The sequence below is a fragment of the Fulvivirga sedimenti genome (genome assembly GCF_020328055.1).
The window spans coordinates 92,005-106,823 of the sequence record NZ_JAIXNE010000007.1 but is presented as its reverse complement, the minus strand read 5'-3'; the positions used below and the strand labels follow the sequence as shown (position 1 = coordinate 106,823).

The window sequence follows — 14,819 nt, the reverse complement described above, 5'->3', positions numbered from 1 at the left end:
GCACGTGAAAATTATTCTTGGTCTCATGGATAAAATTCTTATTTTGACCGACTAAACCTAAACCAATATGAATCAACTCTTCAGGGGACTTCTGGTCTCACTTATCTTTAGTTCTGTGCTGATGGCACAGGAAAAACCAATCGCTTTTACTAATGCCCACATCATACCCATCGAGGGAGCTGAAATTGAAAAGGGCACATTACTCATTCAAAATGGAAGAATACTCGAAGTAGGCGCCAGTGTGAATATCCCGTCGGATGCCACAACGGTCGATGCCAGTGGAAAGGTGATCATGCCTGGTCTGGTCGACACACACTCCCACCTCGGCGGACCTTCAGGAGGTGACAGGTCGGCGGCACTCAATCCTGAAGTGCGCGTGCTGGATGCACTGGACCCCACCAGTGACGGGTTTAAAAGAGCGCTTGCCGGTGGCATCACGACGCTGAATGTCATGCCGGGTTCCGGACACCTGATGAGCGGACAAACCGTATATCTCAAACTTCGTAAAGGTGCCAGAAAAATTGAAGATCTGCTCTTCTGCAGCGACCCGCTCAATGATATATGCGGGGGCATGAAGATGGCCAATGGTACAAATCCGATCAACGGTACGCCTAATTTCCCCGGTACCCGTGCAAAGTCGGCCGCCATGGCACGCACCCTGTATACCAAAGCACAGGAATACAAAAAGAAAGTGGAGGAAGCGGCCTCTGACACCTCGAAACAGGCACCTCCCAGGGACCTTCAAATGGAAGGTCTGGTGGAAATACTTGACGGCAAACGAATTGTTCATTTTCATACCCACCGGCATGACGATGTGCTTACTGCCATCCGCCTGTCCCAGGAATTCGGATTCAAGGTGGTTCTGCATCACGTGAGTGAGGCGTGGAAGGTGGCGGATGAAATTGCCGCTGCCGGAGTTCCTGCTTCCATTATTGTTATTGATTCTCCCGGCGGAAAACTGGAAGCCATGGATCTGCGAAACACCAACGGTGCGCGGCTGGAGCAAGCGGGAGCTATGGTTGGATTTCATACAGACGATGGTATTACCGATTCACGATTCTTTATCAGATCAGCTGCCGTTGGAGTACGCGAAGGAATGTCACGTGAAGCGGCTTTGAAGGCCCTTACACTGGCAGGCGCAGAAATGCTGGAACTTGATGATCAACTGGGCTCATTGGAGAAGGGCAAGGATGCCGACTTCATCATCCTTAACGGTGATCCGTTCAGCGTGTATACCCACGTGGAACAGACCTGGGTGGAAGGTCAGCAGGTATTTGACCGTTCACAACCCGAAGATCACGCATTCGCCACAGGCGGATACAAAGTTTATCGTTCAACCCTCCACATCCATGCTGAATAATATGAAACTCATCAAACTAATTATACTCCTGCTTTTTCCATTATCCGGCATTTCACAGATCGCCATAACCGCCGAAAAAGTATATACACTGGACGGTCCGATGATCGAAAACGGTGTTGTCCTGGTTAAGGACGGCAAAATCGAGCGGGTTGGAAAAGAAGGCAGTGTCCGCATCCCGAAAGACTATCAGGTTTTGACCGCCAAAGTTGTTACACCCGGCCTGATCGATGCACATTCTGCCGTAGGTCTTTCCGGATATATGAACCAGCCCCATGATCAGGACCAGCTGGAGACGAGTTCCCCTATTCAACCCGAATTACGAGCGATCGATGCCTATAATTCACAGGAAGAACTGGTGGGTTATGTCCGTGACTGGGGTGTTACCACCCTGCATACCGGGCACGGTCCGGGAGCGATCATCAGCGGTCAAATGATGACGGTCAAAACAGTGCGTGACTTTGATGAAAGTGCCATTATCGACCCTGAAACCATGCTGGCCATGACATTTGATCCGTCGGTTAGCAGTAATTTTACCTCGCCCGGAACATCTTCGAAGCTGATTGCCATGATCCGAACCAAACTAATCGCTGCCGGAGAATACCGCGAGAAGATGGCCGATGACAATGACAAGAATGATCCACCGAAGGACCTCCAGATGGATGCACTTACGCGTTTACTCAACAAGGAGACCAAGGCACTCATCACAGTAAATACGCAAACAGATATCCTCGCCGCAATCCGGCTGGCCAGGGAATTTGACATCGACCTGGTGCTGGATGAGGTTGCAGAAGGCTACCTGCTCATCGATGAGATAAAGGAATCAGGCGCACAGGTAGTCCTCCATCCTACCATGGCAAGGTCTACCGGATCGCGTGAAAATATGACCATGGAATCTGCAGCTATTCTGAATAAGGCAGGCATTCCTTTTTCCATCAAGAGTGGTTTTGAGGCCTATGTTCCCAAGACACGAATAATCCTGTTTGAAGCCGCACAGGCGGTTGCCAATGGGTTGCCTTACGAAGAAGGACTTAAATCGATCACGTATTACCCTGCCCAACTTCTTGGGATATCAGATCGCGTGGGCACCATCGAACGCGGTAAGGATGCAGACCTCGTTCTGTACAATGGTGACCCGTTCGAATACCAGACAAAAGTTTGCCAGGTACTGATCAACGGAAAGGTAGAAAAGGAGTCATGTGACTAGTAGAAGCGCCCTGAATTACTGACGAAAGCGATCTTCCTGCTGTCGGGTGACCAGCTGGGTACGTTAATCGTACCCTGCCCCCCATAAACGTATGCAATGATCCGTGGTGTACCACCCTCAACCGGCATCAACCGTAGAGTTACATGCTTGTAAAACGGGTGGTCATCCGATCGCACATCGGTCCCGAAGCTTAAAAACACGATCCACTTCCCATCGGGCGAGACGTGGGGAAACCAGTCATTGAAGTTTTCGTCGAAGGTGAGCTGTGTAGGTTCCGACCCGTCGGCATTCATTCTCCATAACTGCATCGTACCGGTTCTGTCTGAATTAAAATAGATATACCTGCCATCACCGGAGAACTCGGAACCATCATCGAGCCCGGGTGTATCGGTAAGCTGGGTCTCCTCCATGGTTTCTGTATCAGCGGCATAGATATCGTATTTCCCCTTGCGGTTTCCTGTAAAAATAACTGTTTTCTTGTCCGGAGATATGCCATGCAGATAGCTCGCCCCCTGGCCTGACATACTAACCTGCCGCGGATTATCACTGCCTGTGGAAGGCATCAGATAAATGGTAGACGCGTTGTCATCAGCGGCATTGTGATGACTTATTCCCAGCATTTCTCCGTCGAAAGAGAGGACATGATCGTTGTTATTACTGGTTGCAAAACCGGTATTGAGATACTCCACTTCACCATTCTCAAAGTAATAACGGTAAAGGTAGCCATTGGAATTATAGATCAGGTTCTTTCCGTCGGGCGTCCAGTTCGGAGCCTGCAGCGAATGTTCAGATTCAAAAAGCACTTTTCTTGTTCCTGATTCGATGTCCAGTACTTCCATCCGGCTTCCAAGATAATTTCGATATGGAACCAGGTCTGCCGGAGCCGGCTTGATGATACGTACATTCTTAAAAACAGCGTGCTCGGTAACATCCGGATTGTGGGAACAAACATATATCCCGGCAAATACCTCATTTCGCAGGGAAATATCTGTAAGCTCTACCGTTGTAAATGATTCACCCTTCCTGGCTGTGCTCATGTAATACGTACCTCCTATTCTGGACAGCTGAATGATATCGGGTGCCGTATCGGTCGATTTAACTTCAAGGGTTTCAGCGTCTGCCGTTTTTCTGTACTGAAGGGAAGTAAGTCCGTCGCCATGCACCGCCGCATTCACCATGGCTGACCCGGAACTCAGGGTATTGCGTACCGTCCAGCCAATCTTTCGGTGCGGATCGACACCTTCACCGATAAAATGCATTTCAGCCCGAAGTATGAAATCACCCTGAAGCGTTGTCCATAAGTAGCGGAATTCATCTTTTTCGCCCCACATGTTGGTCCCTGACCCCGAAATGGTATAACTCTGATTCTCTGAATCATATACCACAGAACCTGCATTCTTTACGGCACCGACATCGGTGCTGCTCTCAAAAATACCATAGTCTTTATCCTGTGCGTAAGAGTGAATTGAAACGAACATCAGAAATATGAACAGTTTAGTAAAGTGAAGTTTATTGAAATTCATAATGGCTCTTCTTGGTTAACTGAATATAGTGAAAACATCATTGATCCACAGGGGAATTTTGAAATGATATTGTATTTTGATTTGATGACGGTTACCTTAAATAATTACCATTTACATAAATTGAATTTTATTTTACAACTTGTTGGGGCAATTTAACTCTGCCGTTAATGCGGCATAATCAGAAACTTTAAAAAAGGAGGATATTTTGAAAAGAAGAGATTTCGTTCAGCTGGCTGGACTTGGCGCCGGTGCGATGATGATGCCACCTGTATTTGGCAGATCGATACCAGCAGAAGCACTGTCCAGTCCGGGATTGGATGTCGCGATAAAAAAGGAACTGGCGGACATAGCGCTGAATACAGCCCGCTCGATGGGCGCGTCCTATGCCGACGCCCGGATTGGCCGCTATCTGAATCAATATGTGTTCACCCGCGAGGATAAGGTGCAGAATGTAGTGAACACTGAATCCTTTGGTATTGGAATACGTGTAATCGCCAATGGCACCTGGGGTTTTGCCTCCACCAATGACGTGAGCAACGATGGTATTAAAAAAGCTACCACCCAGGCCGTTGCCATTGCCAAGGCAAATGCAAAAATTCAGAAGGAACCGGTTAAGCTCGCACCTGTGGAATCGTACGGTGAAGTGAGCTGGAAAACACCGGTGAAAAAAGATTTTAAAGATATTCCCGTTTCAGAGAAGGTAGACTTGCTCCTCTCTGCTAACGCGGCCGCGATGGAAAATGGCGCGAGTTTCGTGAATTCCGCATTATTCATGGTTAATGAGCAAAAATATTTTGCCTCCACCGAAGGCAGTTATATCGATCAGGATATTCACCGCATCTGGCCTACATTCGGCGTTACTGCCATCGACCGCGCTCAGGGCAAGTTCAAATCGCGTCAGGCACTGAGTGCCCCGATGGGAATGGGCTTTGAATACATGGACGGACTTGCCTCAGAAAAACTGGAAGGTCCGAACGGTCTGATCTTCTACCGCAACAGCTATGATATTGTGGAAGATGCAAAGGTTGCCGCTGAACAGGCACGCGAAATGCTTTCAGCAAAGTCCGTAGAACCGGGTAAATATGATATGGTCCTGGAACCTAATCATCTGGGATTAACAATTCATGAATCTGTGGGACATCCCCTGGAACTGGACCGTGTGCTTGGTTATGAAGCCAATTATGCAGGTACCAGCTTCGCCACACTGGATAAACTGGAAAGCGGAAACTTCAATTACGGAAGTGAGCAGGTGAACCTGGTGGCCGATAAAACCCAGCCCTATTCACTGGGTGCCGTAGGGTACGATGATGAGGGTGTTAAATGTAAAAAATGGGATCTGGTTAGAAACGGGATCCTGGTGAATTACCAGGCCATACGAGACCAGGTACATATGATCGGACAGAATGAATCGCACGGCTGCTGCTATTCGCAAAGCTGGAACGACGTACAGTTTCAGCGTATGCCGAATGTTTCGCTGGAGCCGGGTAAGGAAAAATATTCGGCAAAAGACATGATCAGGGACGTTGAAAAGGGAATTTTCATTGCCGGTCGCGGGTCCTACTCGATTGACCAGCAACGCTACAATTTCCAGTTTGGTGGTACAGTATTCTATGAGATTCGAAACGGCGAAATAAAAGGCATGCTGAATGATGTGGCATATCAGTCTAATACACAGGAGTTCTGGAATTCCTGTTCAAAGATCTGTGATGAAAGCGATTATCGTATGTTCGGTTCATTCTTTGACGGAAAGGGCCAGCCCTCACAGATAAGTGCCGTTTCGCACGGCAGTTCGACCAGCCGCTTTGATGGCGTGAACGTGATCAATACCGGAAGAACTATTTAATCATCATTCAGACTTAAAAGAAATACAAATGGCTATATATACGAAAGAAGAAGCACGACAAATCCTGGAGAAGGCCCTGAGCTTTTCGAAGGCAGATTCGTGTGAGGTCAATCTGGGTGGAAGTGAAAGCGGAAATATTCGTTATGCGCGAAATACCGTTTCAACATCGGGCTACCGCTCCAATCAAAACCTCTCAGTAACTTCAAGTTTTGGGAAACGCGTTGGAACAGCAACGATTGACGAGTTCGACGATGCATCCCTGGAAAAAGTAGTGCGGCGTTCTGAAGAACTCGCGCAGCTCTCTCCGGAGAACCCTGAATTTATGGAACCCCTGGGACCGCAGAACTATGACGAATCGAAAACCTTCGCAAGTTCTACAGCAAATATCACCCCTGAATACCGCGCAGGCGTTGCTGCCAGCAGTATCGAACCAGCAGCGGCTAAAGATGTAACAGCTGCAGGTTTCCTTGATGATTCATCCGGATTTTCTTCCATGATGAATTCAAAGGGACTTTTTGCCTACAACCAGTCAACCAATGCCGACTTTACCGTAACCATGCGTTCTAATGACGGTACCGGATCTGGCTGGGTAACCCGGGACGTAAATGATATCGATAAATTCGATGCCTCTGAGGCTTCAAAAATTGCGATTGACAAGGCACTGATGTCAAGAAATGCCAAGGCCATCGAACCGGGAAAATATACCGTGATTATGGAACCCGCAGCGGCAGCATCCCTTATCGGAAACATGGTTGGTGCCTTTGATGCCAGAACGGCTGACGAGGGACGCAGCTTTATGTCGAAAGACGGGGGAACCAAGCTCGGAGAAAAGATCGTTGACGAACGCGTCACCCTTTATTCAGATCCTCTTCATCCGGATGTACCTGCGCCTACATGGAATGGTCAGGGCCAGCCGCTGAAAAAAATGAACTGGATCGAAAACGGCGTGGTAAAAAACCTGGCTTATTCCCGCTACTGGGCCCAGGAAAAAGGCGTAGATCCCGTTCCGTTCCCGGCCAATGGGATCATGGTGGGCGGCGACGCTTCTCTTGAAGACCTGATCAAAGATACCCGTCGGGGTATTCTGGTTACCCGGTTCTGGTATATCCGTTCGGTAGACCCGCAAACGCTGCTATATACTGGTCTTACGCGTGACGGCACATTCTACATTGAGAATGGTAAAATCAAACACCCTGTGAAGAACTTCAGGTTTAATGAAAGTCCGATTATCATGCTGAACAACCTCGAAACTCTCGGGCAGCAGCAGCGTGTAGGCGGGAACCTGATTCCTTACCTCAAGGTGCGGGATTTCACGTTCACCAGTCTCTCAGACGCGGTCTGATAAACTAAATAAACTGCTGACTGGTTATTCCGGAAACGGGATAACCAGTTTTTTTTAGAAAGACATGTTAAACGCACAAGGCGATAAGTTCTTTTTTACCCGGCTCCAGTATGAATCCGGGGATTGGGATGTGGATCAGCGGATGCCGTCCAATCTTCTGAACTCACTGGTGGAATATACCACCCTGCCTGTTGATACGCGGGAAAACATCATTCCACTGGCCAGCGAAAAACTTTTCAACTGTCCGTTCTGCTACCTCTCCGGTCATAAACTGGTCCAGTTTACCGATCGTGAAAAGGAAAACTTCGAAAAGTATGTTCGAAACGGCGGGTTTATCTTCGTTGATGATTGCAACCATGATATCGACGGGTTGTTTGCAAAGTCTTTTGAAAGGCAGATGGCGGAAATATTTGGTGCGGATGCGCTGGTGAAAATTCCAAACAATCATGCCATCTACACGTCATTTTTCCGGTTTGAGGATGGACCACCCACCACCTCGCAGGAATTGAATGGCTGGGGAGACGACCTGGTTCATGACTACCTTAAAGCAATCCAGTTCCGGGACAGGATCGGTGTACTCTACAGCAACAAGGACTATGGCTGTGAATGGGACTATGATTTCAGAAATAAGCGATGGTATAAAATTGACAACACCCGGTTTGCCGTCAATATTGTAATGTATGCACTAACCTCATAGACAATGACAGAAAAGAGTGAAGCAACTCAGGTACAGGTAGAAGGATTGGTTAAGAAACTGGATAAACTTCGAAGTGAAATCCATAAAGTAATAGTCGGACAGGAAGAAACCGTTGAACAACTGATTGTCGCATTTATAGCCGGCGGTCATGTTCTGATTGAAGGGGTGCCCGGACTTGCTAAAACGCTGATGGTTCGTACCCTTGCCCGGGCAGTTAACCTGAGTTTTAAACGAATTCAGTTTACACCTGACCTCATGCCTTCCGACATTATCGGAACCGAGATCCTGGAAGAAACGCATAATACGAAACAATTTGTATTCCAGAAGGGTCCCATATTTGCCAACCTGGTTCTGGCCGATGAAATCAACAGAACTCCGCCAAAAACACAATCAGCGCTTCTCGAAGCGATGCAGGAGTTTGAGGTAACTTACTTTGGAAAGACGCACTACCTCGACCGTCCGTTCTTCCTGCTGGCCACACAGAACCCCATCGAACAATCCGGTACATTTCCACTCCCGGAAGCTCAGCAGGACAGATTTCTGTTTCTGATCCGCATTGGTTATCCCAACCAGGAAGAGGAAGACCATATTCTCAAACAAACTACCGGAAGTAGTACCGCCGATGTTCAACCGGTGATTTCTGGTGAAGAGATCATTGAACTTCAGCAATGGGTCCGGCAGGTTGTTATCTCTGACGAACTCATCCATTATGTAGGCCAACTGGTTCGTAACACACGTCCGGCAGACTCCGTGATACCGGAAATAAGGGATTATGTAAGCTGGGGAGCCGGTCCAAGAGCCGGGCAGGCTATCATTTTAACGGCCAAAGCACGGGCATTGCTGAACGGCAGGTATTCGGTAATTCCGGAAGACCTGAAACAAGTGGCCCATCCTACCCTGAGACATCGCATACTGGTAAACTTTAAAGCGGAAGCCGATGGCATCAACTCCGATGACCTGATCAACATCCTGCTTAATAAGATCGAATTGTAAATGAGCGCCAAATACGCATCCGTCTCCGAACTCTACAATCCCGCTCTTATACACAGCGTTTCGGGACTGGCCATGACCGGAAGGAATATTGTGGATACATATTTATCCGGCGTAAACCGAAGCGTCAGGACCGGGATGGGAATGGAATTTAGTCAGTACAGACCCTATTCCCCGGGAGATGATCTGCGGATGCTCGACTGGAAACTGGTAGCACGACGCGAAAAATACTATGTTCGCCAATCTGAAATTGACTCAGGCACCACGGTGAAGTTTATCCTGGACTGTTCCGCCTCGATGCTTCAGGCCAGTGAAGGACTTACTAAACTGGATTACGCCAAGGTGGTGATCGCCACACTTGCTTACCTTGCCACCCAGCAGGGTGACGCTCCGGGACTCTTCGCATTGAACGACCAGTCCTATGTTGCGCTTCAGCCTGAACGACGCAGGCAGCAGTATATGCAATTGATCAATCACCTGGTATCCGTTGATGGCAATGGCAAATGGCCCGAATCCCGGTCACGTATCAATGAAATAATACCACGTAAAGAGAAGGCTCTCATCATTTTCGTTTCTGATATGTATGAAAATAATAACGAACTGATTAACAGTATTTTAAAGTCAAATACTTCTACTTCAGATGTAATCTGTTTTCATATCACGTCAAAAGAAGACTGGGAACCTGATTACAATGGATATGTCACACTCGAAGACATTGAGACCGGAGAACGGGTAAAGGTTAATGCTCAGGCACAAGCCGCAGACTATACCCATGCATGGGAAGAATACCGAAATTCATTGCGTCATCGTTTGCTGGAAAATCACGTGCAATATGAATGTCTGAAAATGCACGAACCCCTTTCCCATGGCCTTAAGCTCTTTCTTAAAAAGCGTAACGGTTTGTTGAGATGATTTTTGGAGCCCCTCATATGCTTTGGGGTCTTCTGGGCCTGATCATACCTGTAGCGATACATCTGCTCAGCAGAAAAGAACAGCGTGTGATCAGAGTGGGATCTGTACGGTTATTCCGCGATACAGAAAGTGTCAAGGTCCGCCGCATTTTGCCCACCGATATCCTGCTCCTCCTGTTAAGATGCCTGCTCATTGTTTCGCTGGTTTTTTGGTTGGCAGAGCCTAAACGATTGATATCGGAAGACACGGTGCCCGTAGCATATCTCATTGACCCTGGTCTGGCCAAACATCCCTATGTCTCAGGTGAAATAATTCCCCTTCAAACAAGTTTCTGGCTGCAGCGGGATACCCCTCCTGCACAGGAGGATCCAGCGGATATCGGGGAAAACGACAATTACTGGGAGCTGGCAGCAAATGTTAGCACTTCCGTTCAAGCGGATTCGATCGTATTTATCACCCGGCCATTGCTCAGTGGTATGGGCGAATTCCGCCCCTTGTTAAGCACCCCCTTCAGCTGGGTAACCCTGGATTCCAGTGATCCATTCCCGTATTCAGTGGGCTCATTTAGCCGGCATGATTCAGCATTTCAATTGGTTGCCGATGAATGGACGTTAACATATAACTATGATCCGCAGAATACGGAAACTTCCGAAAAAAGAGTAAAAAAAATAGCCTTCATGTACCCTGACTCACTTGAAACTAAAGTCGGACTGTGCCGGAAGCTGCTGGTGGTACTGGGAAATTATAGTGGAACAACCATGGAATTTCTTTCGAAAGAATCAAATGAGAATGCTGATTTCGTTTTTTGGTTCCATCAGAAACCGTCCCTGAACCTTACTGCAGGTGACATTCTTGTTCTGCCAGATCAGGATCAGCCCATACGACTAGAAGAAGGCATGGCTGGAAGTTTTGTAATCAGGGGCAGCACGACTGATACCGGCTATTCTGCTTTTGCTGAACAACTCATGAATACACTGGGATTATACCCGACCACTTCTATGGAAGTCTCAGACCCAAGGTTTGTGAGTAACGAACAGATTCAGCCGCGCTATTCATCGTCTGCCGGGATGCAAAGAGATTCATACCGCTTATTTAACCTTTTGCTGGTTCTGGCAGGCGTATTGCTGTTGACGGAACGGTTCCTATCAATGAAACAAAAACGATGAAAGGCGGAGTACATACCAGGAAGCTCCAGCAAAAATGGACGGCACTCAAGTGGGTTCAGGCTGTATTGCTTTGGTTAGCCTTTGTTCTGATCATACTGGCTTTTATAACCGACTTTAACCGCCAGGTTCTTTTGGTTGCGTTTACGGGATTATTATCTGTCACCGTTTTTACGCCCTGGAATATTAACAAGCAACGGGTTTCGCAATATCTGAACCGTCGGTTCCCGGAAATGCAGTACAGTTCGGAACTGCTTGAAAGTGATGTGAATGATCTGGACGGGCTCGCCCTTGTTCAATATGATCGTATTCATAAAATCGCCCAAGAGGATTCGCGATTCGCCCAACCTCCCGTAAACCTCTGGCCCTCATTATTTTTCATTACGCTTGCAGCCGTAGCCTACGGCCTTTTCAACGGGCAGCCCTCAATATCCCACACATCATTAGGGGATTCACAAGTTCTGCTTCCTGAAAGTGACATTGGAGGTCCGGACCCTCTGCTGATTAATCATGTTTTTGAAATACAACCACCGGCATACACGAAAATCAGGCCCTACAGCAGTTCCGGCCCGGAAATTTCAGCGCCTGAGAGAAGTCGGATTACGTGGAAAGTTTCAGCAGATAAAGCCCTGATAAATGGATGGTTCACACTCAATGCAGACACCACTTCTCTGAACAATCCGTCTGATAATTATTCCGCCAGTTTCAGTCTTGAAAGACACAGTTTAAGCCGTTTCTCTCTGGTCTCAATTGATTCCGTTCGTTATAATTCTGAAATCATGGAGTTAAGAATGATTCCGGACGAATCACCGCGGATCACAGTTAAAAATCAGGATGAATTCACGCGGTTTGAATGGGAAGATACAAAGAAGATCAACTTTGATATTGAGATTTCGGATGACTATGCCATTGCAGACGCTGCTGTTCAGGCTACGGTAAGCCAGGGTTCCGGCGAATCTGTTAAATTCCGTGAACTTCGATTTCCCCTGGAGGGTTTTACTCCAGGGTCAAAGAATTCAAAAGCCCGTGGAGCTTTTAATTTGGATGCAATGGGTCTGGAACCCGGTGATGAATTATATTTCTTTATTGAAGCAGCGGACAATCGCAGTCCGGCACCAAATATCACCCGCTCTTCGACCTTTTTCGTTCAGATACGCGATACAACTACCTATGAGTTTTCGCTCGAAGGAGATCTTGGAGTTGACATAATGCCTGAATATTTTCGAAGTCAGCGCCAGATCATCATTGATACCGAAAAACTTCTGAGTGAGCGTACCGCCATCACGCAACAGACGTTCAATGCCACGAGCAACGAGCTTGGTTTTGATCAGAAAGCCTTGCGGTTGCGCTACGGGCAGTTTCTAGGTGAGGAGGATGAATCAGGCATAGTAGTCTCGGAAGAAGCGCGGGAAGCCACAACTGAAAGTTATACGCATGATCATGACAATGAGGATAGCGGAGGTGATGATCATTCAGAAGGCGAAGACCACGACATACTCGATGAATATTTACATGACCACGGGGATCCCGAGGGGGCCACATTTTTCCGCGTATCACTTCGCGCAAAACTAAAGCAGGCTATGGCCGAAATGTGGGACAGTGAATTATACCTGCGCCTGTATCAGCCCGACAAATCCCTGCCGTACCAGTACAGGGCACTGGAATTGATCAGGGAAATAAAGAATGATTCAAGAATTTATGTTCACCGCATCGGCTTCGAACCCCCACCCATCAAGGCGGAAAACCGGCTTACAGGCAAACTGGATGAGGTTCGGCCTGAAATACGGCAGGAAATAAATATCGGCAACGATGCTCTTTCCGGAATATTCAACGGTCTGGCCCGCCTTGAATCTGAGATCAATGAGGAAAGCCGCTCATCGGCGGAAACATTACGATTTCTTTACGATGAACTCAGTCAGCTGGCGATAGACCAACCCGAAAAATTTCTGGCGCCGCTGCAAAAAACTGATAGTTTGATCCGGATCAACGGAGGGCAAAAGAGAGACCTGATCGTTTTGAGAAACGATATTCTGAAAGCGCTGCCTGACCAATTAACCCCGGTTGTTTCACCTGAGCGCCAGCCTTCATCACTAACTGAGGCCTTACAACGGGAAATGAAATGAATTTTTATCATAACGACATATGGCCCGTTGCATTGATATCACTCATCCTGACAGGGTTGGTTTTCGGATACATGGAATTGAATAATCCCGGCAAAAGAAGACTTGTCAGAATTTTTGCTTTGGCCTTGGGCCTGTTTGCAGTGTTTTGTCTGATTACCAAACCCTCGTTTCGAGGCGCTTCCACAGGATCAACAGCCATTGTTATTACAAACGGAACGCCTTCGGACCAAATAGCAAAGATTGAGGGTGCCGCGGGGAATGAGGATATATTCAGGGCTGACTTGTCCTGGTATGACATTCCGGAGTGGGATTTGTACGATTCAATTGTTCTAACCGGCAATGGACTCCCCGGGTCAATGATTGAGGGTATTACAAATACCATGGTCACCTGGCAAAAACCACCTCGTATACCAGGAATTCAACAAATCACAATTCCCGAGATCACATGGAAAGACCGGGAATTCAGTATCATCGGCACCACGAATGACCCGGCACTAGTTTTAACAGCAACTGCTGGAACTAACAGAGATACACTTTTATTGAACCAGGGGTCCTTCACGGCATCGTTTATCTTTAAAACAGCGGGCAGGAACATGGTGAACATCCACGCCTATGACTCCTCCGGCAATCTTATGGACCGTTATACCATCGGGCTTGATACACGAACCAGCAGGCCATTGAAATTTCTTTTTCTTTCCGGATTTCCGAGGTTTGAGAACCGCTTCCTGCAGGAACATCTCGCTCGTGAAGGTCATGAGATCACAAGCCGTACAGAAGTGAGCCGTAACCTGTATGCATGGGAATTCCTGAATACTGCCCGGGACAGGTCTGATCCGTTTGGACGACTTGGGTCTTTTGATATGATCGTCGTTAATGAAGAAGTTATCAGCAATCTGGACAGAACCCGACAGGAAGAGCTCTTGAAGGCAGTGAATGAGGGATTGGGTGTTCTTGTAACGGCACCCGAAAAATCCATGGTGAATGGTACGTTCATGAAAATACAACTCCCCGAATATCAATCAACCAAGCGAACATTCACCACCATCGGCTCAACCAGGTTGAGTATTCTGCCCTATATATTCGCGCGAAATCCTGACGCGACATTTAGCACTGTAGAGCTTGAGAAGGGAAAAATGACTTTTTCTCTTATACCGGAAACCTACCCTATGTTGCTTTCCGGTGATTCCACTGCGTACAGGAACCTGTGGGCAAGTCTCATATTCAATACTGCACGACCAAAGGAGGAAAACGCTGTCGTCTTTCCTGTATTATGGGAACGTATGACAGATGTTAAAATGCCTGTTGGTGTTTATGCCAGATCAATTCCAACCTTATCGATAAATCACTCCAGGGTGGCGCTGGAACGCGACAAACTGATTCCTGAGAAGTGGTCAGGATATTACTGGCCGTCAGACTCAGGCTGGCACCTGGCAGAAATTCAAACACCGAATGATACTATCAGGCGCAACTTCTATGTGCCTGGCAAAAACAGTTGGGCAACACTCCGTCAGCAATCTGCCTGGAATAACACCGAACATTTCCTCAACATTTCAACCCGGAGCGTAATGGAATCGCAGCCAGCCAGATCGGTATCACCCGCCTGGTGGCTGCTTCTCTTCCTTTTCTCTTTTGGTTTCTTGTGGCTTGAGCCGCGAATCTGAG

11 protein-coding genes are annotated in these 14,819 nt (G+C 47.6%); 10 read left to right on the top strand and 1 reads right to left on the bottom strand.

Annotated elements, in window-relative coordinates; translation table 11 throughout:
• Positions 1 to 67: 67 nt before the first annotated feature.
• Both LDX50_RS28255 and LDX50_RS28250 read left to right on the top strand, forming a co-directional pair.
• Positions 68 to 1,360 (top strand): amidohydrolase family protein, encoded by a 1,293-nt coding sequence (locus LDX50_RS28255; RefSeq protein ID WP_225699660.1) that lies wholly within the window; start codon positions 68 to 70, stop codon positions 1,358 to 1,360.
• A complete protein-coding gene (locus LDX50_RS28250) occupies positions 1,350 to 2,564 on the top strand; it encodes an amidohydrolase family protein (protein WP_225699659.1) in 1,215 nt (404 codons plus the stop codon). The genes LDX50_RS28255 and LDX50_RS28250 overlap by 11 nt, the downstream gene beginning before the upstream one ends.
• Here the strand turns inward: LDX50_RS28250 and LDX50_RS28245 are convergent.
• The gene (locus tag LDX50_RS28245) at positions 2,561 to 4,087 is read right to left on the bottom strand and encodes a TolB family protein (protein WP_225699658.1); all 1,527 of its coding nucleotides are present in this window, start codon (positions 4,085 to 4,087) and stop codon (positions 2,561 to 2,563) included. The two genes, LDX50_RS28250 and LDX50_RS28245, sit on opposite strands and share 4 nt — an antisense overlap.
• A 205-nt stretch (positions 4,088 to 4,292) precedes the next feature.
• Here LDX50_RS28245 and LDX50_RS28240 point away from each other — a divergent pair, with 205 nt between their 5' ends.
• From LDX50_RS28240 to LDX50_RS28205, 8 genes are all read left to right on the top strand, one after another.
• The gene (locus tag LDX50_RS28240) at positions 4,293 to 5,930 is read left to right on the top strand and encodes a TldD/PmbA family protein (protein ID WP_225699657.1); all 1,638 of its coding nucleotides are present in this window, start codon (positions 4,293 to 4,295) and stop codon (positions 5,928 to 5,930) included.
• A gap of 28 nt (positions 5,931 to 5,958) precedes the next feature.
• Complete coding sequence (locus tag LDX50_RS28235) at positions 5,959 to 7,272, top strand: TldD/PmbA family protein (protein ID WP_225699656.1); 1,314 nt, start codon at positions 5,959 to 5,961, stop codon at positions 7,270 to 7,272.
• A gap of 64 nt (positions 7,273 to 7,336) precedes the next feature.
• A complete protein-coding gene (locus tag LDX50_RS28230; protein ID WP_225699655.1) occupies positions 7,337 to 7,969 on the top strand; it encodes a DUF4159 domain-containing protein in 633 nt (210 codons plus the stop codon).
• Between the two features lie 3 nt (positions 7,970 to 7,972).
• A complete protein-coding gene (locus tag LDX50_RS28225; RefSeq protein WP_225699654.1) occupies positions 7,973 to 8,962 on the top strand; it encodes an AAA family ATPase in 990 nt (329 codons plus the stop codon).
• Positions 8,963 to 9,871, top strand: coding sequence for a DUF58 domain-containing protein (locus LDX50_RS28220; RefSeq protein ID WP_225699653.1), 909 nt, complete (start codon positions 8,963 to 8,965; stop codon positions 9,869 to 9,871).
• A gap of 17 nt (positions 9,872 to 9,888) precedes the next feature.
• Positions 9,889 to 11,037 carry a BatA domain-containing protein gene (locus LDX50_RS28215; protein WP_255647435.1) on the top strand — a complete coding sequence of 383 codons (1,149 nt, stop codon included), beginning with the start codon at positions 9,889 to 9,891 and terminating at the stop codon, positions 11,035 to 11,037.
• Entirely contained in the window at positions 11,034 to 13,157 is a 2,124-nt protein-coding gene (locus LDX50_RS28210; RefSeq protein WP_225699651.1) for a hypothetical protein, read from the top strand. Before LDX50_RS28215 ends, LDX50_RS28210 begins: the two co-directional genes overlap by 4 nt.
• On the top strand, positions 13,154 to 14,818 hold the full coding sequence (locus LDX50_RS28205) for a hypothetical protein (RefSeq protein WP_225699650.1): 1,665 nt from the start codon (positions 13,154 to 13,156) through the stop codon (positions 14,816 to 14,818). The genes LDX50_RS28210 and LDX50_RS28205 overlap by 4 nt, the downstream gene beginning before the upstream one ends.
• Position 14,819: the final 1 nt, after the last annotated feature.

What these genes read in the sequence shown, in the direction of transcription:
- LDX50_RS28255 (WP_225699660.1), top strand. Translation starts at nt 68, where the DNA reads ATGAATCAACTCTTCAGGGGACTTCTGGTCTCACTTATCTTTAGTTCT.
- LDX50_RS28250 (WP_225699659.1), top strand. Translation starts at nt 1,350, where the DNA reads ATGCTGAATAATATGAAACTCATCAAACTAATTATACTCCTGCTTTTT.
- LDX50_RS28245 (WP_225699658.1), bottom strand. Translation starts at nt 4,087, where the DNA reads ATGAATTTCAATAAACTTCACTTTACTAAACTGTTCATATTTCTGATG.
- LDX50_RS28235 (WP_225699656.1), top strand. Translation starts at nt 5,959, where the DNA reads ATGGCTATATATACGAAAGAAGAAGCACGACAAATCCTGGAGAAGGCC.
- LDX50_RS28230 (WP_225699655.1), top strand. Translation starts at nt 7,337, where the DNA reads ATGTTAAACGCACAAGGCGATAAGTTCTTTTTTACCCGGCTCCAGTAT.
- LDX50_RS28225 (WP_225699654.1), top strand. Translation starts at nt 7,973, where the DNA reads ATGACAGAAAAGAGTGAAGCAACTCAGGTACAGGTAGAAGGATTGGTT.
- LDX50_RS28220 (WP_225699653.1), top strand. Translation starts at nt 8,963, where the DNA reads ATGAGCGCCAAATACGCATCCGTCTCCGAACTCTACAATCCCGCTCTT.
- LDX50_RS28215 (WP_255647435.1), top strand. Translation starts at nt 9,889, where the DNA reads ATGCTTTGGGGTCTTCTGGGCCTGATCATACCTGTAGCGATACATCTG.
- LDX50_RS28210 (WP_225699651.1), top strand. Translation starts at nt 11,034, where the DNA reads ATGAAAGGCGGAGTACATACCAGGAAGCTCCAGCAAAAATGGACGGCA.
- LDX50_RS28205 (WP_225699650.1), top strand. Translation starts at nt 13,154, where the DNA reads ATGAATTTTTATCATAACGACATATGGCCCGTTGCATTGATATCACTC.